This window comes from Bacillus sp. PK3-037 (assembly GCF_054161355.1).
The window spans coordinates 2,764,512-2,785,641 of the sequence record NZ_CP096408.1; the positions used below are offsets into that span (position 1 = coordinate 2,764,512).

Genomic DNA, 21,130 nt, shown 5'->3' on the forward strand with positions numbered 1-21,130 from the left:
TAACCTCCTTAATTTAATGCAATTACATTATCCATGTAGTAACCAGTTACATTACTGTTATTATTCGAGTGAATACCTGACAATTTCATATCTCCACTTGCATGGATAAATAACTTAGAATAACCAGTCGTACCGGAAACAGGAACCATTACAACTGCACCTTTTTCTGGCAATCTGTCAGACGGAATTGTTCCACATACAACTTCACGAGTCGCTGTGATATGGCCACGTAATAGAAGCAAATTCCCCCACTTTGCGTATTGAAACGGTCTGTCTCCAGTAGCAGCGCCATTTTTTAGTGTGACGTTTTGCCATGTTACCGATTCAAAATCTTCGTTAGTAATAAGACGCTTCCATCCTAAAAAATTACCTTCTTTATGAAAAATTCCAATCCATGTTTGATTATCATAGGATCTTGTAGCGACAATTTTCCTTAACCCTTGAGGAGGAGCTAGATCCGCTGGAACATCTGTAATATCATAATAGTACCAAGCTGCTTCATCATCACCTGGACGATTCACAACCCCTGCACCGAAATATAAGCCAGTTGGGTAATCAAAAAGATTCTTTCCATTATCAATCCTAATTCGTTGACCATTCTCTGTTGTTAATGGATATAGTTGTGCATTATTCCATTTATCTTTATCGGATTTTATTACGTGGATATCTGTTTGATTTGCATGTGCATCTATCCTAGATTGCACCCCTGCCGTAGATTCGATAGGATACCAATTGATTGCAGTGTGGTTAGCATTATAGTAAAACCACCATGCATTACCTTCTACGTCTACAGCGTACCCAATGCCTATTCCCGGCTGTCCTACTAACTGCATACCGCGCAAGCTTGTCTTTGAAGGGTTATCAGTTACAGCATTTGTTCCATAGAAAGAAACGGAACCAACGTCTTTTAGAGACTCATAAAATGAGCCAGAAGTTAAATTAATTTTCTGCGTGCCATTATCGGCGGTTATTTTGAAAAGTTGACTGGCATTCCATTTTTCTTTTTCAGTCTTAGTTACATGTATATCAGTAAGCTTGGCGTGAGCATCGACTTTCCTTTGAGCTCCCTCTGTAGTTTCTATATCAATCCAAGATGTCCATGTGATAGAATCATTTTTTCGGATTCGATAGAAAGTTTTCAAACCATTTGAAGCGTCGTACGCAGTTTGAACGAGCGTATTCCCATAGCTCATTACTAGAAGAAAGCATTGCATCAAGCCTGGTCCATTCAATCCAGCATTGTATATCAGATACATTCCAGTAGCAGTTAGTTCATTATAATCCGTTGTCTCACTGCTGCTTTTATAAAATACCTTGCCGTTGTCTTGCGTTATTTTATAGAGCTGTCCTGCATCCCATTTGTCTTTATCGCCTTTTGTTACATGTATATCTTTATTATCAGAATGAGCATCCACTCTTTTTATTGAGTCTTCTTCTGTTTCATATTTTATCCATTCAGACCAGATTCCGTTAACTAAAGACTTTCTCCAAAAGCCACCATCTTCGGCCATGGCCATTGCTTCTCCATTCGTCGAAGAGGAATGCAAGTAAATACCGTGAACCGATTGAGAAGGCGCATTTTTAGCATCACTCGAAATATAAAAAGTAAAAGTTTTGTTTTGCCCTAAGACAACACTATGAAAGTCGTAACTTTTATTGATATTAATAAGGATTGATCCTTCGTCTGTCGTAATTTTCGAAAGCTGCGCACCATTCCATTTAACCCGTTCTTCATTCATAACATGCCGTACCTGATCTTGCTCATGCTTGTCAAAATCCTTCTTAGCCGCCTGCTGCACATTATCAACATTCCCCAGTCCAATTTGCGCCTTTGTTGTGTTGTGGGGGTTGTTCATGTCATTTTTGTGGGCTACCAGGTCGGTGTGAGCGTCTTTTATGCCTTTTTCCCAGCGGTTGACGTCATCTTCGTTGATGGGGTCGTCCGGAAGCCAGTCTGTTTTTTCTTCGTATGCCATGTTTACACCACCTCAAAAGTAAATCTGAAATCGAGTGTTCTGTTTTCACTGACGTCCAGGTCTGTTTTTCTTTCTGTAATGACATTGCCCAGTTCGTCAAAAATTTGTACCGTTTCGATATGTTTAATATCTTCTTCACGTTTTGTCAGAACGGTCACTGTTGCTCCTTCAATGGCGAGCTCCACTATTTCTGTTTTTTGTCCGTTAAGCAGCACGTGATGAATCCTGCTTTTCAGATCGGCAGCTGTACGTTCTCTGTATATGGTTGAAATCAAGTTAAGACCACCTCATTATTGTTAAGGGTGACAGAATAACCGACCTTCAGCTCACTGGCTGTTCGGTATCTTCGGTGATTCAGGATGACTGTGTCCTTTATTTGGAGCGTCTCATTTAATCCGCCTCTGAGCGTATACGCCAAATGAGCGGGCTTCATGTTTTCTATGGCTTCAATCAGCTCATTCATGTGTTGAAGGTCATCAACAATGATATCCACGTTAAAGCGGTATTCGCCGGTAAGCAGGCGGACTTGTGCAGACGGGTTTTTCAAGAAACGGTTCACCGCCTGCTCAATGGCCCTGTAGGTAATTGGCGGGATGTTCGACATTTTGGAAATGAGCCGCAATCGTCTGATTTCATCGGTGTCTCCCGATTCCCGCGGCACGTTTAAAATCTTTTCCCAGCGGCTGAGCCCCCATGTTGCTGTTGGTACAAATAACTGGTCTGTCAGATCAAATATGCTGTTATTTTGCTGATCAAACTCAGGTGCTTCCGCTTTCAGCAGCTCCGACATTTCTTTTAAGCTGGTGAGAAACGGCGGCAGATATGAAATCATGTCATCTTGTTTGCTCAATGATCTTCACCTGCCCAAGCTTAGGGATTTCTACGTCGCTCAGCACTAAATTTTCGGAAGTGCCGTTGATTTTAATATTTGAATAATCACTGACAGACGGCGAATTATAAACGATGTTATTAATTTGAGAAAGGCGGATAGTGTTATCTTCGAATGCCATTTTCTTAAAGAGATTTAAAACGCCTTCTTGAATTTCTGTCTTTACTTCATCAATCGAGTGATTGACTTCTGGAAGCACCTCGGCAGAAATCTCAACTTCCTTCCAGACCGCGCTTTCTACTGTGACAACGGCTCCGATTGGCGCCTGCCCCTCGCCCTGACCGGGCTCAGGGTCAATATAGTCTTTCACTTTTTGAATTAAGATTTCAGAAGCCGGTTCAAGGTTGGCATTCGTGACGACAATTTTAACCGTCCCTTCTCCGTTCCAAAGCGGAAAGATCTTTGCTTTTCCAACCCCGTCCACTTCTTCAGCCCACTCTTTATAATGCATTTTATTGGCGCTGACAGCCTCACGCCGAACCCTCGTAAAATACCGTTCTCTTAAGCTATCGTCTCCTTCTTCTTCACGCCCCGGAATCAGGATTTCTTTGACAATGGCTTTTTCCAATCCCGGGATGGTATCCAGTGACAACAGATTACGTCCGGTCAGATTGGCGTTTCCTGCTTCTCCCGGCGTTTCACAGACAAGCGTCCCGTCTCTTGTATATTGAAAATAAAGATTGTCCACATAGAAGCGGGAGCCTTCAGGAATTCTGACGCCAGCTGTGAACTCCCCTGCTCTCACGGCCTTTGTGGCAGCTGTCCGTTCAATCCCCGCTTCCGCAGCGCGCCGGTCCAAAAATTCTCCTTGCGCAGTATCAGAAAACACAAGCTCAAGCACGGTATCAAGCCATATATACGACTTCGCAAGCTCAGCTGCCGCCGGGGCTAATGCGTTATAAATAACACTGCCTTCTCTCGTGTCAATATCTGCGGAGAGGCTGTTCAGCATACGCTCCATAATCTCTTCAAAGGTCTGATCCTCAAACATCTTCGCCAACCACCTCCTCAATCTCAAGCGATCCTTCATCTGTCTCGACTACAAAGGAAACATGAAACGCATCGCCTTGTTTTTCTATCTCAAAGTCTGTTACAGCGGAAATCCGGTCATCATAAACAAGTGCCTCTTCTATGAGCCTTGGAATCTCCATTTTTTTGTAGGCATCAGTCGTCTCATGATCTGTAAGCACGTCCTGAAGCTCATTTCCGACATTATGGCTGTAAACTGAATACGCATATCGTTCAGTTTGTAAGGCGATATACACAAACTGTCTGATTGCTTCAAGCCCGGTAATCAGCTCATTTGTAATTCTTCCGTTTTCAAAATCTATTTTGTAGGTTTGCGAGGTTTCAATGACTTCGCCGTCATCTTCAATATCCTCAAACTCCACTTCTGGTGTCAGGGCCATGATGCCCACTCCTTTATACATGCTAAATAAAAAACCACTTCGTCCGAAGCGGTTTTGTTTACAGTTTATCTAAAATATAAAACAATTGCCCGCCTGTCAGAGCCGCGGTCATGACGCGATCCCCCAGCTCGAGTGCATCATCTCCTCCGAACTGCATCCGTTTTGGGATGATGAGGGCGTCAGCCGGTATCATCAGTTTGCTGTTTTCTTTTAATTTGATTTCAACAGGAGAAACCGAAACCACCTCAGCTGGGAGCAGCTCCACCGGAGATTCAGCATCAACCGCACCGACGGCCAAATGTTTGATGGCTTCACTCAGTCTCATCAGGAAACCCCTTCCGGCATCGTATTCTTTTCGACAACATCAATGGTCATCGTATGTTTCGTTCCTTTAAACTCATGCCGGTCTGTATCTACCCAGTAGATTTTCTTAATCCCGGCCTCAGGAATGGATATATAGACAGGCAAGCCGCTCTGCACTTCTGGAATGCCGATGGCCTGAATATTTTTCAGTTCTTTTTTTACGCCCTTTTTTTCAGCAAGGCGTACGTCAGCCCTCTGCTGAAGCTGCGCCTGGTTAATTTCGTCTGTTACGGTCTCCGTATATTGAAGCACGCCGTATTTGTTTAAGCCTGAACTGTCCTTCGCAGACGCTTTATACGTCTTATTATCCTTCTGGCGGCGCAGCACGACTCGTGTAGCGGTATCATTTATAGACGTGCTGTATTGGTAGCCCGTAATATTGACTCCGGTTTCCAGCACCCATACCTCTGATGGATCTGGCCAAGCGCGCAGACCGAGCTTTCCTTTTTCTGAATACAGCTGATAATTCCGTCCCGTCTGGCTCTTTGTCTGTTTTAAAGCCTTCAATATGATGTCGTACAGGCTCGTATCATTTTTAATCACAAGGCTTTTGATCGTATGACTTGTGTTCGCAATAGAGGTTGTCGGAATTTGAAAATCATTGGCGATCCTCCTGATCATCTGGTCAGCACGCTGATTGGAAAACACGTACACATCCTGATTTTTGACCAGATATTGCAGCATATCGTACGCACTAAAGGCAAGCGTATGTTCATCAGGCGTTCGGGCGAAGACGATCCCGCGGAAAAGCTCTTTTCCCTTCCACTTAAACAAGACGGTGTCTCCTTCTGTGACGCTGTAATATTTCTGGTCGCCCTGTTTAATGACGATGGTCGCTTCTATGGAGCGCGGCGCTTGATATCGGTGCCCCTCCAGCGACACGCTTTCCGCTACCAGCTCAAGCCATTCTGTATCTTTAATGACGAACAATTCTATCATCATACATCACCTGTTTCATTGCGGTATCTTTAATTTTTGACCGGGAAAAATCCAGTGGCCCGGCTGCCTGATATTTCGTTTACTTCGTTTAATCATTGCTGTTTTATTGGCGTTCCAAATTTTGCGCCATTGCGTACTGTTCCCGTAAAATCTGCCGGCAATGTCCCAAAGCGTGTCTCCCTTTTTCACTGTATAGGTTTTCGGAGAGGCCTTTGACGGACGTTTTGCCTTTGTTTTTTTCTTTTGCTTGATTTTTCGGGGGGAAGCGGTTTTGTATTCTTTTAGTACAATATCAAAATCCCTATCTCCTATCTCTTTGTCTCCCTCACTATATTTAAGGCTTTCAATGCTGCATGTCATATTGATTTTTGTTCCCGTAATTAAAAATTGAACAGGCTTTTTAGCCTTCATCCATTTTTCAATTTTCGCAATGGCATTTTCCGGAGACGGGAGATTTTGATATTCAGCTATCGGCGTATATCTTTTTGGAAAAAAAGAAGAAAATGAAATTTCTTTCGCTCCGGGTTCTTCAATAAACGTTAGTTCACCCAGTCCTGTTATCTTTACTGAGTCATTTTGTACACTATTCGCAATGTCAATCGCTTCAGGAAGAACAGGGAATCGCAGCTTTTCCTTCCCTTGTGATATCCAAAATTCATAGACAGACTTAGTCAAAAGCCACGACCCCCTTTGTTCCAGTGTTAATGTCTTTTTGTAATTCATCAAGTAATGCCTGCTTGATTTTTGCTACCAAGCTATCAGCGTCCTGACCATTATGAAAATGCTGATCGCCGTTAAACTCAATCTTAATTTCTTTCGTTCCGGCTGTTTGTATCGTTTGCCGTGTACCGGATGTAACAGCTGAAACTTGTCCTGATGAAAGCTCAGACTGCTGGGATTGAGACGGATCTGTCACTTCCATACCAAGAGCCTGTGCCGCTCTCTGAAGGAGGTAGCGGCCGCGTATGCCCCGCTCCTCCGGAATGATCCATTCCCGCTTGTTTCCTTCACCGACACGGGCGATTTGTTCTTTTGTAATCAGTCCGCCGTTGGCATAACCGACATAGGGACCGCCATGATTCATGCTTTTTATGCCTGGCACGTTATTGATTGAACCATATCTGCTTTTAATGTAGCCGATCGCCGCAGCTGCGTTGTGAATCGGGTTTTTAATGTTACCCATGCCCGGTGCTTTATGATCATTAAAGGTGCTTGGAATTGTCTGCATGAGCCCTTGTGATGGATGCCCTGCTTTTGCGTTGCTGTCCCACAGGTTGATTGCGTTCGGATTGCCTCCGGATTCATGCTGCGCAATTGTCATCAGTCCCGGAAGCCAGCTCATCGGTGTCTTTGTGGCCATGAGAGCGGCCATAATCCACTGTTTCACATTTCCGCTCATACCGCCCATTCCTGAATAAGCAGCAGCTAATGATCCAGCTTGTTTTTCAGCATATTTCTTTACATCTACTGATCCAAGACCTTTGACAACACCGATTGAAGCAAAACGCCCCAAACTCATCATGACACGGGAAGGTGAATGGATATCTAATTCCTCACGGAAAGCCTGCTCTACCCTCTTCGCCATATCCTTTGCAGCTTGTTTCACTTCACTGGATTTAGAATTCATGCCTGTTACAAAGTTACCGATCATGCCTGAACCCCAGCTGTTGGATGTGTCTTTTGAACGCAGGAACGGTTTGTCAACATGTGAGCTTACATACTGCGCTGTCCCTGTTTGGGTTGAGTTCTGTCCTTGCGCAAAGCCTTTGACCGTACCTGTGCCCCATGATGACGATTTGTTTACAGTGGCTTGGAACGGCGTTTTAACTTTTGATTGCAAAAAGCCGTCTGTTCCGGTTGCGGTGCCGTTTTGCCCCTTGGCATAGCCGCTCACCATTTGTTTTCCATAATTTGGTGAGACCGATATTATTTGCGTAAATGGCGTATTGATGTTTTTCTTCTTCCAGTCTTCCATTTTAACCGGCTGATTGCTGATGCCTTTACCAAAGCCTTCTGAAAATTGCTGTCCGAGTGTGGACGCTTGGCCTGTAAGATTTGCAGTGTCCATTGCCGGGGAGGCTGATCCTGATAACGGACTGGCAGCCGCTCCTCCTGAAACAGATACCGGACTTCCAGCTGTAGATGAAGCGGCACCCATGTCGTCTACGACTTGCATGCCTAGCTTAGACGCCGCTTGTGAAAGAAGCATCTTCCCCCGGCCTCGGTTGTTATCGACTGGGATAACGAATTCCTTGCCGGCTTCACCGATCCACGAGATGGTTGGCTTGGTGATATAGCCGCCTGTGGCCTTTTTATCCGGATCCTTACCTTTATTCGGATCTCCGCCGCCGGTTACAAAATTAATCACTTTACTAGCTACGCCGCCAGCTTTATCCCAGATTTTTTTCACCCAGCCGAACGCTTTAGAAAAAGCATCTGAAATGGCTTCTCCAACCTTTGTAAGAGGTTCTTGAATATTCTTTTTAAACCAGCCGCTCAGACCCTTCCAAATGTTCTTGACGGTGTCTATAGCTTTTTTGAAAGCATCAGAAATTCCCTTGCCTACATCTGAGACTGTATTTTTGACCGGGTTCCAAACTGTATCCATGAACCATCCCGATACCGTACTGAAAACACTCTTAATCTTATTCCAAGCACCGGTCATTTTATCCCAGATCGTGGTTGCCGCTCCGATAACAGCGGATTTGACTGGTCCCCACACATTGCTCATAAACCATGAAGCAACTGCACTGAACACATTTTTAATCGTCGTCCATGCGTTTACAATTTTAGACCATATAGCTGTAGCCACACCCACAACCGCTGATGATACCGGTGTCCAAACATTGTCCATAAACCAGGTTGATACGGTACTGAAAATGGTTTGTATCGTTGTCCATGCATTTACGATGTTTGACCATATACTTGTAGCCACACCCACAACCGCTGATGATACCGGTGTCCAAACATTGTCCATAAACCACGTCGATACAGTTCCCCAAGTTTCCTGAATGGCTGACCAAGCATTTTGCGCACCCTCTGTAATGCTGTTCCATGTATCATTTAGAGCACCGGCATCAAATGCCTTACCTAAACTTTCACCACCGAAAGTGCCGGCAATTCCTCCTACAACTCCGCCAATAGCGGTTCCGACTCCAGGCACAACGCTTCCAATAGCCGCTCCTGCAGCGGCTCCGGCTAAACCTCCGCCGGCTGAGCCTACCTTTTCACCGGCATTATCCTTATTGATTCCGGCTAAGTCAGTAAGAGACAATATTTCGCCTAATCCTGGTATTCCTTTTGCGGCTCCTTTTAAGCCTTTCAGTCCGCCCTTCAAACCTTTTGATTCTCCCAAGGTTTTCAAAAGGCCTGAAAAACCTTTGCCTGATCCGCCTTTAGCTGCTTTTGCAGATTTAGGCGTACTCACAGGATTTGATTTATTGCCTTTGTTTGATGAACCGTTTCTGTTTTTAACTTTTTTGCTTTTGCCTGTACTGATTCCGGCACAGCAGCATCCGCAAGCCCCGCCCCATTTGCCGCCTGACTTCTTCGATTTAGAACCTGACGCTTTTTGGTTCATAGAAGGTTTTTTAGTGCGGTTTGAGTTGCTTGAAGTTGAGTTATTTGTATTGGCTTTTGAGGCTTTTTGTTTGCCTTTGCTTCCGCTGGATTTGCCGCCAAGCAGTCCCCCAAAATCCAGATTCCCCAGTTTTTCAGCAATGCCTTTTATAATCTTTTCAAAAAACTCTCCCACTTTTTCAATAATTTTATCAGGGCTGAATTTCTCAAACTTTTTTGCGATTTTCGAGACAATATTATCAAAAAACTTCTCTGCTTTATTGGCGATTTTATCCGGATTCAGAAAATTAAATTTTTCTGAGATTTTGTCAACAATATTTGTTACAAAGTCTTCTGCTTTAGTGATAATCGCGTCTGGACTAAATTTGCTCACGATATCATCCACTTTTTTCATAAAGGAGTCTGTAAACTTGTCCAGTTCGTTAAAAATGGTTTCCGGGCTGAATTTACTTACGACATCGTCCACTTTTTTCATAAAGGAATCTGTAAACTTATCGAGTTCGTTAAAAATAGTTTCCGGGCTGAATTTGCTTACAATATCATCTACTTTTTTCATGAAGGACTCTGTAAATTTGTCCAGCTGCTTAAATATGGCTTCAGGACTAAATTTACTTGCGATTTCGTCTACTTTTTTCATAAATGAGTCTGTAAACTTATCCAACTGTTTAAAAATGGCTTCAGGACTGAATTTACTTGCGATTTCGTCTGCTTTTTTCATAAATGAGCCTGTAAACTTATCCAACTGTTTAAAAATGGCTTCAGGACTGAATTTACTTGCGATTTCATCTACTTTCTTCATAAAAGAGCCTGTAAACTTATCCAGCTGTTTTAGAAGCGTATCCGGACTGAACTTTGTCGCAATCGCATCCACCTTACTTACAAATGATGTTGTGAACTTATCCAGCTGAGCCAGAAGCGTTTCCGGGCTGAACTTTGTCGCGATTGCATCCACCTTACTCATGAACGATGTTGTGAACTTATCCAGTTGTGCCAAAATTGTCTCCGGACTGAACTTCGTTGCAATCGCATCCACCTTACTCATGAACGATGTTGTGAACTTATCCAGCTGAGCCAGAATTGTTTCCGGGCTGAACTTTGTCGCAATCGCATCCACCTTACTCATAAATGATGTTGTGAACTTATCCAGCTGTGACAAAATTGTCTCCGGACTGAACTTTGTCGCGATCGCATCCACCTTACTCATAAATGATGTTGTGAACTTATCCAGCTCTGTTAGGATTGTTTCTGGGCTGAATTTTGTGGCGATTTCATCCACCTTATTCATGAACGATGTTGTAAATTTATCCAGCTCTGTTAGGATTGTTTCCGGGCTGAATTTTGTGGCGATTTCATCCACTTTTTCCATGAATGATGCAGCAAATTTGTCCAGTGCTGTCAAAATCGTTTCTGGATCAAACATGCTTGCAATACCACCGGCATTTCCTCCGGCTGAAGGAGCTGCTTTATCCGGTGAACCTGAGCTTCCCATGCTGTCAATTCTTTTCTGCAAGGAATCCAGCTTATCTGTCACCTTGTCATTAATAGACAGCTCCAATTTGTTGTCTTTTCCTGTTAAGGCATCAATACCGGCTGAAATGCGACCGACTGTTTTCATGACGTGATCAATCACGCGTATCGTAACAGAGTAGCCATTTTGAAGCGCGCTTTCCATATAACGCTGTATTTTTTGAACAGCCGGCGAAATTTGGTCTTCTGCACTCAGCATTATTGTAAATCCTTTAAATCCCGCAATGAGCTCTCTTAATCGTTCAAATTTTTCTGTTGCTTGGTCGCTGGCGCCAATTTTAATAGATACCGATGCCGGCAATCCCTGCAATTGAGTTTGAACCTTCTGAATGACAGTGCTGGCGTTATCCTCAGCTGAAATGGAAATCATTTGGGCGCCAAGCTTTTTCTTTAATGATTTTTGTATGCGGTCAATTGTCCTTAACACAGTTTTGCTTTCTTTTCGTATATCGATAGCCCTATTTCGCTGCGTCATTTTTCTATACTTTTCAAGCGCTCTAAATCCATTTTGTATCTTTCTTAACTTTTTGCTTACACGGTCTTCCATTTCAAATCTTGCTGTCAGCTTTGCCAATTACGATGCCCCTCCTTTCTTTGCTTGTTTTTCAAGGATATCCAGCTTATACCCAATCAACCCATACAACAGCGCCTTAAAATGTCTGGGCGCTTCATACAGTTCTAATAAATCTGATGGAGAATAATGAAGCTCGTGCATCGCATAATAGAGGTACACGGCTTCTTTATGCCCATCTTTTATTAGTTTTTTGCTTCTTCTTCCAGGTCTTCTAATTCATCTTCAAATCCATTAATCTCAATCGCTTTGTTTAACCAGTTTGCGTATTCGCCTCCTACAGACAGGACACGTTTCGCTACTTCTACCGGATCGGCCGTTTTGTATGCTTCTCGAAGCTCTTTTGAACGGAAGTCCGGATAAACGGTTGATTCAACTGCGATTCGGGCATAAAAGCGCTGGCTGTCTAAATCTTTTACACGGCCTCTGCCTTTAACGTTTTTATACGTTGTTGTTTCTTTCTCTAATTCATCAATACGCTCCGTCGTGATCGCTTTAAAAATAAATGGCACGATGTTTCCTTTTTTATCAACAAAACGTTTAGAGATCGGCACTTTGATTTCTTCGGCTTCGATTGTTTTTCCCGGCATAAAAAAGGAAAGATCATATACGTTTTCGTTCTTCTCGCTCATGTAAAAAACTCCCTTGTCTTTTGATTGATTTCATCGTGTAAAAAACAGACCTTTCTGAGAAAGGTCTGGGTATGGCTTGTTCAGCTTTGATTAAAACGTGTCAGAAAGCTTTTCGGGCACGTCGAAGTCTTCGAATGTAAATGGAACTTCTTCCTCTAACGCTTCTGAATCGACATCCAGGCTTGCGATTTTGGCAGAGTCAAAGTTGACGTCGTACAGCGTGACTCGCTCTGTGCCTCGGCCGGAGGATTGATCATCCAGAACAGCTTGGAGTGTGAAGTATGGGTCGCTGCCTTTTTTGACATAGTCCATCATCAGGATCACGAATTTTGATGTGACTTTATAAAACGTTGCTGTTCCAGTTCCGTTTGCGCCTGTTGTTTTATGGCCTGTCATGCGGCGGCCCATAATATTTACTTCAGACTTGTTTTTCTCCACATTTGCTTCAAATGTTTTGATATGCGCCATTTCTTCTCCATCGAGAAATAAGCGTCCTTCTTTACCTGAAATCGTGTTTTGTGCTTTTAATGCCATATTAGTTTACCTCCACATTAAAGTAGAATTTTTCAGCTGCGTCGACAGGCTGTACAGCGAGGTCAATCAAGAAGCCGTCACGGTCTTCATTCATTGAAATGGTGATATCTTGATCAGAATCAAAACCGGTAATGCCGCCCGCATCCTGAAGCGTTGTCATGTATTGCGTAATCATCGTTTTCACATACTGAAGCCCGTCTTCAGAGGCCGGGATGTCGCTTCCACTGCCTTTTCTTGATTTAATTAAGGCTTTCAGCTCGCGTGTTAAATCATTATTCACAGCGTCCAAGACACGGACGATTTTGTTTTTCGCAAACTTCTTGTTTTTCTCAGCCGTAAACGTGACAAGTGAGTTAATGTCTTTTTCTACGCTTACCGATTTATCGCGGGCGTCAAATGTGAATAAAAATTCGCCTTTGCCCAGACGTTCAACAATCGTATCGTGGTCAAGGCGGTTTAAGACATCAACGGCGCCTTCATACTCCACAAATGTGAGAGATTGGTTAAAGGTTGCTCCCGCACTTGCGCCGGCAACCCACGCCGTCGCTTTGTCCGGTGTCACTTCTGTTCCGTCTTCCAGCAGCACGCCTTCTGTCACGTTGATGATGCCTTCATAGTCACCGCTGTAATTGGCTGTTACCCCTTGGACTTTTTGCCCTTGCCCGTCACGCAGACGCTTAATGAATGCGGCAAAGGTCGCCTTCAGCTGATCTCCTTCTGCAACCGGCAAAGCGATGACATCAAAGCTCTCCGTTTCAGCCGCAGCCAAGAAATCGGTATAGTCTGAGTTGACCGGCGCTTTATCCGTACCGCCGGATAAACGGATTCCCGCAGATGCGTTCAGCGTCTCGGCAGCCGCGTCTCCCTCTGATCCAGTCAGCGGAATTGAAGAGGAAAGATCTCCTGTTCCGGTAAATGTCACATAGCCGTTTGCTGTTAATTCTTCAGCTTTTTTGACAGTCTGTTTATCCACTTCTGATTCATCCATATACGTTGTGACATCAAATGACGTTGCATCCAGTACATTTTCATTAATGCGGATGATGATGTCATTCCCTTTTGATCCGCCGTATAAAGCAGTCGCTTTAACGCCTTCGGCAATATCGGCAGATGCTCTGACACCTTCAGTGAGGCGGTACATCAATACCGTTTTCGCGTTTTTCTTCGCTTCACGCAACAGTAACAAAGATGGATCATCGATGCTGAGACCCACTTTTTTGTTTAAATCCTCCACGCTTGAAATGGAGACAAATGTTTTCGCTTCGCCCCAGCTTGATGCGACCGGAAGTGCGACCGTCCCCCGTTCACCAAGTGACACCCGTTCCTGTGCCGTCGTTTTAAAATTGAAATAAATGCCTGCACGGTCCTTTTCTTTTCCTGCTGTAAATGTTCCGCCATTCATTATTGCATGACCTCCTTAGTTAAAAATGTTTGGATTAATTGACTTGCCTCTGATTTCGTCAGGCGTGTGTTGTCCACGCCAAATAAAGCCCCCTGAAGGATCTCCGGCTTAACGCCGAACAGTTCCTTTGCGTGCTTGATCAAATCCGCTGTATCAAAAAGAGCTTCCCGGCTCTCTGTATGTACAGCCTTCGCTTGTTTCTGCTTTGCCACCGCTATTTCACCCCGCTGTTCATATCGATATCCTGTAAGACAGGCTGTTCTGTTTTGTGATAATAATATCGGCTGCTCCACCTGATCACCATGACCGCCTCGCCCCTGTCTCCCACCCTTGTCTCAATTCGGGTGATGCGAAGCATATCCCCTGTCTTCTCACCGGATTCACTGAGCAGCGGTATCATATTTCTCGCTTCTCTGATGGCATCCGCGAGCCTGTCCGCTTCATCCAGCGCCTGCACGGAGTCAAGATGAAACAGCTTCACATTGAGACTGTAGGTTTTTTTAAACGTGGAGACTGTATCTGTTTCTTCAAAAACAGATGGCGCAGGGACATATAAAGACGGCACTTGAAAATGATCAGGCAGCTCGCTTTCATAAATGGGAACAGACCACTGGCTGTACAAAAAAGCCATGATCGATCCTGTTTCGCTGTTCATCCCGCTCCTCCTTTACATCTTTTTCAGCCACTGGCGCAATTTATGTTCCATTGATTTTGCAAACAGCTGTTCATATAGAAGCAGTGCATGCTCCCAATAGCTCGTACCGGGTATCCATTTTTTCTTAAGTGCCATGCCTGTGGAAGAAACCGGATCATAGATAAACCGTGAGCCTTGAAAATGCCCCGGCACCCATCTCACATCGTCCGCTTTCGACGTCCAGTGGCCGTCATTGAGAAAAGAAGCATATTCAAGCTGGGTCCCGACCTCAAGTGAGAGTCCGCCGCTTTGTACCTTCCAGAGGTTGTCCTCTGAGCCTTTCTGAAAGGAGCTGAGCAGTTTTTCTGTATCTATCGTTTGCGTGCTGATGAGTTCAGATTGTACGATCTCCAGAAAATCTTGCCCGCACTCTTCAATCCACCGGGACGCCTCATGGGAAAAACCGCCGGATGCCGCTTCTTTTAACGATGCGTTCAGCTGTTTAAGTCCCGCTATCTTCATAGACTTTCATCTCTGACAGCGATGACTTCCCAATGATGGTGTCTGATCTTTTTTGGCAGCTTCAGAATATAGCTGTTGTGTTGCCAAATAATTTTGTCGTTCATCCGGATATCCGCAGAGAATGGAAAATGGACAAGAAAACTGTGATACACGGTTTGATCAGGCTCCTCCTGAATCAGCTGCTGCGTTTTTTCTGTAAAGTAGCAAGGGACATTTTCTTCATCAGGTGTATTCGGATATGAAAATACCGGCTGAAGCTTGTCCGCCGGAATTCCGAATCGTCCCGCCGGCGGTGGCTGCGCTGTTTCATGATAAATATCACAGCGATGGATCAGCATCTGCTGATAACTCATAACGACCGCACCTTCAATCTGGCAGACTCCGGAACATAGTCCGGTGCGATAAACTCTTCCAGCAAATGATATACATCGGGCTTTTGAATGCCGGCTTCACCGGAAACCGTGTAGGAGTAATCCCCCATTTTCTCAGACTGATAGCTTGATGCGGCTGATTCGTCGCTGTTTACTAGCGCAAAGTATTGGGCGAGCTTCAGCAAAGCTAATCTCGCCTTTTCAGGGAGCGGGTCGTAGATGCTGTCTGTAAAGCTGTGCCCTGTAATGAGGGCCGCTTCCGATTCCGCCTCGATGATATCCTGCGCCAGCAGTTCTTCCGGCCTGTTTTTCACCTGGTCATAGACCGAATAGGCGGCAACGTCCGTCGGTTCGATGAGCATATAAGCTGGCCACCCCATTTCGATTATTCTTTTACGTTAATTAATTTAGCGCAGGCATCCTCTTCCTCGAACTTGCTGTCCAGCTTGGCCGTTAAGACAATGATGAACTTACGGGAGCGGATATCCTTGTCGACTTCAATTCGAATATTACGTGAGAAGCCAAGAATGATATTTTTCGGATGTGTGAGAATGATATCGGAAGCGTCATATTGCGCGTCTCCCTCTCCGACTGCGTACGGCTGGATATTGGATACCCCTTTTACCGGTACGCCGAACGCTGTGGACAAGCCGCCCTGAACAGCCTGGTCCCCAAGGTTTGTCTGACGGTCTGCCACGCGGTCCTTCCATTCAACTTCTAAGCCGTGCGACGTATAGAATCTGAATTCCTGAGGAATGCGCAAATATTTCGGCGGAACAGCCTTTAAGCCTTTTTTAAATGTCGCTCTGGACAGTTCTTCACCGTTCATGTCAACGATGTGGGACACCGCTTGTTTGCGGATGCCGTCCAGCTGCGCCAGGTATGGATCTGCTGATGCAGTATCTCCGTTTACGATCAGCTCTTCAATATCAACTGCCGCCCGCTCTGCTAAAATTTGCATGATCGTTTGCTGCAGTCCGCCTTTTTCAATATTGTTTTCGAGCGTGTCGTACGTAATGTTAATTTCCGCAATGACTTCCTTTGTGTTCAGCTGGACAGTACTTGTCGTCGGAACCGTCAGTTCGTCTGTTGTCAGCGCCTTTCCTTCTTGAGCCGCGCGTAAAATACGCTGGCCGAAGCCGATTTTCTCAAATTTTTGCGAATCGTTTTCCATTTGAATCACGCGGGATTCACTGAAAATCGTCGGCGTGTTTTGCACCATGCGGATAAAAGCTGATGCTTGTGCAGGGTTCATGAGCCCGCCGCTTTTTAAAGCAGAAAGCGACATTTCCGCTTTCCGAATGATCTCTTGATTTCTCAATTGATTTCCTCCTCTTTGACTGGTTTACAGCAGTCCGCTCCAGATTGATTTTTTGACTTGCTCTGTATTGCCGGCCGCATCGTCCGCCGTCTGTTTAGAGGCTCCCCGAGCTTTTTCCAGGGCTTCAATGCGTTCGATCAGCGGGGCAATCATGTCCTCAACGAGCTTCTTCAGGTGCTCGTCATCTCCCGTCTGCTCCGGTTTTTCCTCTGTTTCTGTGTTTTTTTCAATTGTCTCCAGCCGTTTGAGCAACGGATACAGCGCATGCTCGATTGATTCCCTCATGTCTTCTTTCCTCATTTCTTCAGTCTCCTTTCCTGTTTTGTCGGCCAGCAGCTGCTTAAACACGCTTAGAAATCCGGCTTTTTCAACCGGTTCTTCTTCATATACATCAGCAGTGCCCGCCATGCTGTAGCCGGTGATGATGCCGGCTTTGATTTGTTCCCACACCTCATCTGACGCTCTTGTCACAAGCACCCACGAGCCCTTTGTAATCCGTTTTGCCCCGATGATAAAATCATCGGGCGCCACATAGGATTCAACGACTACGCCTGTGCCGCCTTCAAAGCTGTGATTGATATCGATCTCCCGCGCGTCTGCAAGAAAGCCATGCGCCGCTTTTTCAATTTCTTCTGCGGTCATATAGTCGCCGTGGGCATCTGGAACATCAGGCTCATACACAATTCCGTATACGAGCTTTTGTTCATCCTGCTCGCTTTTCGTAAACAGCCGAACCTTTTTTTCAAATGACGGAGGTTCGGCTGACTTCGTAAAGAAAAATTCTGTCTGGTTTGCCGCCTTGTCCACATAGCTGACAAAGCTGATTTTGGCATTTTTCAATTCCCGCGCCACCTGCTTGATTCACCTCCCTTCAGGACGTTTTGATATCTTCGATGCTGTCCTTCAGCTCCTGCAGAAGCGCTGTCAGATTCGTCTTTTCAGCATCCTGTCCGGCAGGGCGTTTGTAAATGTCCTCCGGCCACTCCTCAAGCGTTTTGCCGAGCACCCGTCCGGCAAGGTCTCGTAAATCATTTGGAGAAACGGCTCCAGCTGTAATAAAAGGACCGAGCACTTTCGCAATCTCAAGCGGATCACGAAAGTCCGGTCCTTTTAATGTCAGCCTCACATCATGAAGATTCAGCTCCGGCAAAAGCAGTGTGTTCAATTTGTTGACAAGCGTTTTCCGCTCTGGCTGAAACACCTGCTCCTCCGTAATTTTTCTCGCTGTATCAGCCGTAGCCCGGTTGTATTCCTGAGCTTCTCCCGTATAAAGCGGCGGCAGACGGAAAGCAGAGCGCAGCTTATTTCTGCTTTTTTCATCATATTCAAGAAACAAGGCGTCGTTTTGCAGGATTTCCGCAAGGGATTTGATTTCCACAGAAACCGGCGTGATATCTTCACCGCCGTGAAGATCCTTCTCCTTCGCGATGCCTTCCGCCTCAATCAGAAGAAATTTATGGGCGTTTTCCACACCTTCAAGGTCATTCATATACTCCTGCAGTTCCCGATAAGAAGCTTCAGACAGCATCCCGTTTTCCACTGTAATCGCAGCGGGTACGTGACGCCCCTGCTTAAAATACATAAAATTGAGCTCTTCCGCTTTCCGGGCGCCGTATAAATTGACGATATTGCCTACCCAGCGGGGCACGCCGTATACGCCGCTTCCGATTTTAAGATGGATCACTTCGTTTGCTTGGTGCTTTTCAGCCAGTGTGCTGACATATTCGCCCGTGCGCATGTCCAGTTTTCGAGGATCGCCGTATTCTTTGAAAAATACTTTTTTTCCATTGATCATCTGCACAAATTTCCGAAACCGTTTTTGCCTTTTGATTCTCTTCACTTTTCCGTTTTCTTCATACATAAAAGATACTTCGACAGGCTCACCGGCTCCGCATACGCGCATATATTTCACATCCAAATATTCAATGCCGGCCGGTTTTCCCATCCCGTCGCGAAGCACTTCCATAAAGCCGTTTCCGGTTTTTTCCCTGTCTTCAATGGCATAGCCTAAAATCATTTCAGCAGATTCATCAAAGTGAAGGCATTTGTAAAAGGCTTCAAGTCTGGCCCAGTCTTTTTCCGCTTTTTTCTTTTTCGCCTGGTCGACATCAGTGGCGTTGACATCAAACGTGTACTCCACATCAAAACCAAAACCAGTAATATTCACTCTGTACGCATCAATGCATTGCTGAAGAATGGTTGAGTATTCAGCAATTGTTTTGAGCTCGGTGATATTGTAGGGCGGAGCGATGATATCCTCTCCGTACAAATCAGAAAAGTCGTCTTCATAAATTTGCTTTGTCTGAGGAGCAGATGCATTGGCTTTTAAAACCGTTGCTCTGACTGTTTGATTGTGCGGCATTCATGACCTCCTCCTTTCTCGGTTCGGACGGATTCGTTTTTGCGCTGTTTCCTTCACATCTGCGACCTCATAATCATCAAGCGCATACCAAATAGCAGAAAGCGTATGCGGATCGATCATGAATTCATCCTCTATCAGCGCACCGTTTTTATCTTTGGCATACGTCAGTGTCTTGAGCTCATAGATGACATTTTCACAGCGGTCCGAACAGAAAATTTTTTTGAAGCGTTTGACCTTTTTGGTGTATTGAAGCCTGGAGCCGGGAAACTTCCTGGCGCCGACCATCCGAAAACCCTGCTGGCGGAAATATTGAATGCTTTTCGGCTCAGCGGAGTCGGCTTTGATCATTTCCTGTGTTTTAGCCAATTCCTGCAGCTCCTCAGCCGTCTTGTCATCTGTCATTTTGTTTTTATAATACTCCCAATAAATGTAGAGATATTTCTTATCAGGATCGACGGCGAGACGGACGACAGCATTGTAGGATTCTTCAAAACCAAAATCCATGCCTGTGCGAAGGATCGGCTGGCTGATGGCGGCAATACGTTCTTCGATACGGTCGTGCGGGAGCACCTCAAACTGCGGCAGCACCCTGATTCCATTGACGCCGAATCTGCCTTTACGGGCAATTCGGTATAAGTCAGGATCATATTCCTTCAGTCCGTCAAGCTGCTTGATATAGCTTTCGGGGAGGAAGAGGTTGTCGTTTGCCGTGGAATGATGGTAATACGTATCTCTCCTGACAAGTGTCCGCTTTTCGTAAAGCTCGCTGTCATCCAGCACAAACCGCTGATTGCGTTCATCCTGAAAAAAATGCCGGTACGTCCAATTGGAGGTGCCGACGGGATTGGTGGTGCAAATCATGTGCAGCTTCAGCTCAGGGTGGCGAAGACGGCCGATTAATTCCTTAAAGCCTTCATACTTCACCTCAGAGCACTCTTCAATCCATATTAAAGAAATGTTGTGAACAGATTTCAGCTTCGCCGGGTTGTCCATTCCTTTGAACATGATCCGGCTGCCGTTTTGAAACCGCAGCTGAAGCGGGGAAGAAAGTGCTGCGGCTGCCTTCGTGAGACCAAGCTCTTCAATCACCTCTTCGAATAAAGCGAAGGTCGAATCCCGGTGGGTATCGAACACCTCTCGTATGACGAGCGCCGTCCGCTTTTCCTTCAACAGCTTTAATACGATTTTCAGCGCCGTATGATAGCTTTTTGATGAGCCGTAGCCGCCGACGAGGAACTGGTACGTCTGCTCCCAATTGAACACGTAATCTTCAAAATGAGGATTGATTTCTTTTACGATCATTCCTTGTCCTCTTTTCGTTTGATCATGATTTCAATTGGCTCGCGGCCGTCATCAGTTTTTTCCGCTTTTTGTTTCGCGAGCTTTAACTTCTCATTTTCTATTTTTTGTTTAAATTGATCCGGAAACAAATCAAAGTATAATGACAGCTTTTCAAGTGCTTTCATCTTATCGGCAAGCTTAATGGCGATGCCTTCCTTGCCGAGCTTTGCCTCCGTGACAATGGTGCCGTCAACGAGACCGGAGTCTTTGACGTCGACAAAGCTGATTTCCTTCATGATCGGGTTATCATCTTCATCAAACAGCGGTCCCGACTTTCCGACGGCCTGCACCTCTTTTTTGCCAAAGGTCACATAATCCGTGATATCGGCGAACGCGATTTTGACATATACCTGCAAAACGTCCATCGCTTCAATAAACACTTCATTCACCATTTCTTTTTTTATCCGCCTGATTTCAGCGGCAACCTTTTCATGCTTTAACAGCCTGCAGCCCGTCACATGGGCGCTGTCCGGAGAATAGCCCGCCTTGATCGCTGACTGTGTCGCATTGAAGCTTTTTACGTAGTACAGGCAGAACAGCCGCTGCCGTTCATTTAATTCATCGTTTTCTATGCGGCGCTGCTTATGTCCGTTTTCAGAAAACAAGGCTTCTTTCCATCCGTCCTGTTTTTTCCAGATGCCGATTGTTTTCGCAGAAACGCCGATTGTGTCTGCAATGGCCCGGTTTGTGATATTTCCCTGATGGTGCTGATAGATTGCTAATGCTTGTTCTCTCTGTTGTGTTTTCATGCTACGGCA

At 45.2% G+C, this 21,130-nt stretch carries 23 protein-coding genes; all 23 read right to left on the reverse strand.

Features of this window, described 5'->3' with window-relative positions; translation table 11 throughout:
• Positions 1 to 8 precede the first annotated feature (8 nt).
• The 23 genes from M1D69_RS14125 to M1D69_RS14235 all read right to left on the reverse strand — a co-directional run bounded on the left by M1D69_RS14125 (position 9) and on the right by M1D69_RS14235 (position 21,121).
• The gene (locus M1D69_RS14125; RefSeq protein WP_458105742.1) at positions 9 to 1,976 is read right to left on the reverse strand and encodes a pyocin knob domain-containing protein; all 1,968 of its coding nucleotides are present in this window, start codon (positions 1,974 to 1,976) and stop codon (positions 9 to 11) included.
• A gap of 2 nt (positions 1,977 to 1,978) precedes the next feature.
• Positions 1,979 to 2,251, reverse strand: coding sequence for a hypothetical protein (locus M1D69_RS14130; protein ID WP_458105741.1), 273 nt, complete (start codon positions 2,249 to 2,251; stop codon positions 1,979 to 1,981).
• On the reverse strand, positions 2,248 to 2,826 hold the full coding sequence (locus M1D69_RS14135; protein ID WP_458105740.1) for a YmfQ family protein: 579 nt from the start codon (positions 2,824 to 2,826) through the stop codon (positions 2,248 to 2,250). The genes M1D69_RS14130 and M1D69_RS14135 overlap by 4 nt, the downstream gene beginning before the upstream one ends.
• On the reverse strand, positions 2,810 to 3,856 hold the full coding sequence (locus M1D69_RS14140) for a baseplate J/gp47 family protein (protein ID WP_458105739.1): 1,047 nt from the start codon (positions 3,854 to 3,856) through the stop codon (positions 2,810 to 2,812). The genes M1D69_RS14135 and M1D69_RS14140 overlap by 17 nt, the downstream gene beginning before the upstream one ends.
• Positions 3,849 to 4,274 (reverse strand): DUF2634 domain-containing protein, encoded by a 426-nt coding sequence (locus M1D69_RS14145; protein ID WP_268508734.1) that lies wholly within the window; start codon positions 4,272 to 4,274, stop codon positions 3,849 to 3,851. Before M1D69_RS14145 ends, M1D69_RS14140 begins: the two co-directional genes overlap by 8 nt.
• 58 nt (positions 4,275 to 4,332) lie before the next feature.
• A complete protein-coding gene (locus M1D69_RS14150; RefSeq protein WP_458105738.1) occupies positions 4,333 to 4,599 on the reverse strand; it encodes a DUF2577 family protein in 267 nt (88 codons plus the stop codon).
• Positions 4,599 to 5,576 carry an XkdQ/YqbQ family protein gene (locus M1D69_RS14155; RefSeq protein WP_101865276.1) on the reverse strand — a complete coding sequence of 326 codons (978 nt, stop codon included), beginning with the start codon at positions 5,574 to 5,576 and terminating at the stop codon, positions 4,599 to 4,601. Before M1D69_RS14155 ends, M1D69_RS14150 begins: the two co-directional genes overlap by 1 nt.
• 15 nt (positions 5,577 to 5,591) lie before the next feature.
• Positions 5,592 to 6,251, reverse strand: a complete 660-nt coding sequence (locus tag M1D69_RS14160) for a LysM peptidoglycan-binding domain-containing protein (protein ID WP_458105737.1) — start codon at positions 6,249 to 6,251, stop codon at positions 5,592 to 5,594.
• Entirely contained in the window at positions 6,244 to 10,521 is a 4,278-nt protein-coding gene (locus tag M1D69_RS14165) for a transglycosylase SLT domain-containing protein (RefSeq protein ID WP_458110433.1), read from the reverse strand. The genes M1D69_RS14160 and M1D69_RS14165 overlap by 8 nt, the downstream gene beginning before the upstream one ends.
• 735 nt (positions 10,522 to 11,256) lie before the next feature.
• The gene (locus M1D69_RS14170) at positions 11,257 to 11,397 is read right to left on the reverse strand and encodes a hypothetical protein (RefSeq protein WP_458106148.1); all 141 of its coding nucleotides are present in this window, start codon (positions 11,395 to 11,397) and stop codon (positions 11,257 to 11,259) included.
• Positions 11,398 to 11,438: 41 nt separating this feature from the next.
• Positions 11,439 to 11,885 carry a phage tail assembly chaperone gene (locus M1D69_RS14175; RefSeq protein WP_015715734.1) on the reverse strand — a complete coding sequence of 149 codons (447 nt, stop codon included), beginning with the start codon at positions 11,883 to 11,885 and terminating at the stop codon, positions 11,439 to 11,441.
• A gap of 90 nt (positions 11,886 to 11,975) precedes the next feature.
• Positions 11,976 to 12,419: a phage tail tube protein gene (locus M1D69_RS14180; protein ID WP_003239114.1), complete on the reverse strand. Its 444-nt coding sequence runs from the start codon at positions 12,417 to 12,419 to the stop codon at positions 11,976 to 11,978.
• Position 12,420: 1 nt separating this feature from the next.
• A complete protein-coding gene (locus tag M1D69_RS14185; protein WP_458105736.1) occupies positions 12,421 to 13,821 on the reverse strand; it encodes a phage tail sheath family protein in 1,401 nt (466 codons plus the stop codon).
• Positions 13,821 to 14,033, reverse strand: a complete 213-nt coding sequence (locus M1D69_RS14190; protein ID WP_458105735.1) for a hypothetical protein — start codon at positions 14,031 to 14,033, stop codon at positions 13,821 to 13,823. Before M1D69_RS14190 ends, M1D69_RS14185 begins: the two co-directional genes overlap by 1 nt.
• Positions 14,034 to 14,035: 2 nt before the next feature.
• Entirely contained in the window at positions 14,036 to 14,476 is a 441-nt protein-coding gene (locus M1D69_RS14195) for a phage tail terminator family protein (RefSeq protein ID WP_458105734.1), read from the reverse strand.
• 12 nt (positions 14,477 to 14,488) lie between these two features.
• Positions 14,489 to 14,977, reverse strand: a complete 489-nt coding sequence (locus M1D69_RS14200; RefSeq protein WP_458105733.1) for an HK97 gp10 family phage protein — start codon at positions 14,975 to 14,977, stop codon at positions 14,489 to 14,491.
• Entirely contained in the window at positions 14,974 to 15,330 is a 357-nt protein-coding gene (locus M1D69_RS14205) for a YqbH/XkdH family protein (protein WP_101860760.1), read from the reverse strand. Before M1D69_RS14205 ends, M1D69_RS14200 begins: the two co-directional genes overlap by 4 nt.
• On the reverse strand, positions 15,327 to 15,710 hold the full coding sequence (yqbG, locus tag M1D69_RS14210) for a protein YqbG (protein ID WP_059336112.1): 384 nt from the start codon (positions 15,708 to 15,710) through the stop codon (positions 15,327 to 15,329). Before yqbG ends, M1D69_RS14205 begins: the two co-directional genes overlap by 4 nt.
• Before the next feature lie 23 nt (positions 15,711 to 15,733).
• The gene (locus M1D69_RS14215) at positions 15,734 to 16,669 is read right to left on the reverse strand and encodes a phage major capsid protein (protein ID WP_044156249.1); all 936 of its coding nucleotides are present in this window, start codon (positions 16,667 to 16,669) and stop codon (positions 15,734 to 15,736) included.
• 24 nt (positions 16,670 to 16,693) lie between these two features.
• A complete protein-coding gene (locus M1D69_RS14220; RefSeq protein WP_458105732.1) occupies positions 16,694 to 17,521 on the reverse strand; it encodes an XkdF-like putative serine protease domain-containing protein in 828 nt (275 codons plus the stop codon).
• 19 nt (positions 17,522 to 17,540) lie between these two features.
• Positions 17,541 to 19,031 carry a phage portal protein gene (locus M1D69_RS14225; protein ID WP_059352779.1) on the reverse strand — a complete coding sequence of 497 codons (1,491 nt, stop codon included), beginning with the start codon at positions 19,029 to 19,031 and terminating at the stop codon, positions 17,541 to 17,543.
• Positions 19,032 to 20,333 carry a PBSX family phage terminase large subunit gene (locus M1D69_RS14230; protein WP_458105731.1) on the reverse strand — a complete coding sequence of 434 codons (1,302 nt, stop codon included), beginning with the start codon at positions 20,331 to 20,333 and terminating at the stop codon, positions 19,032 to 19,034.
• Positions 20,330 to 21,121 carry a terminase small subunit gene (locus M1D69_RS14235; protein WP_458105730.1) on the reverse strand — a complete coding sequence of 264 codons (792 nt, stop codon included), beginning with the start codon at positions 21,119 to 21,121 and terminating at the stop codon, positions 20,330 to 20,332. Before M1D69_RS14235 ends, M1D69_RS14230 begins: the two co-directional genes overlap by 4 nt.
• Between the last annotated feature and the right edge of the window lie 9 nt (positions 21,122 to 21,130).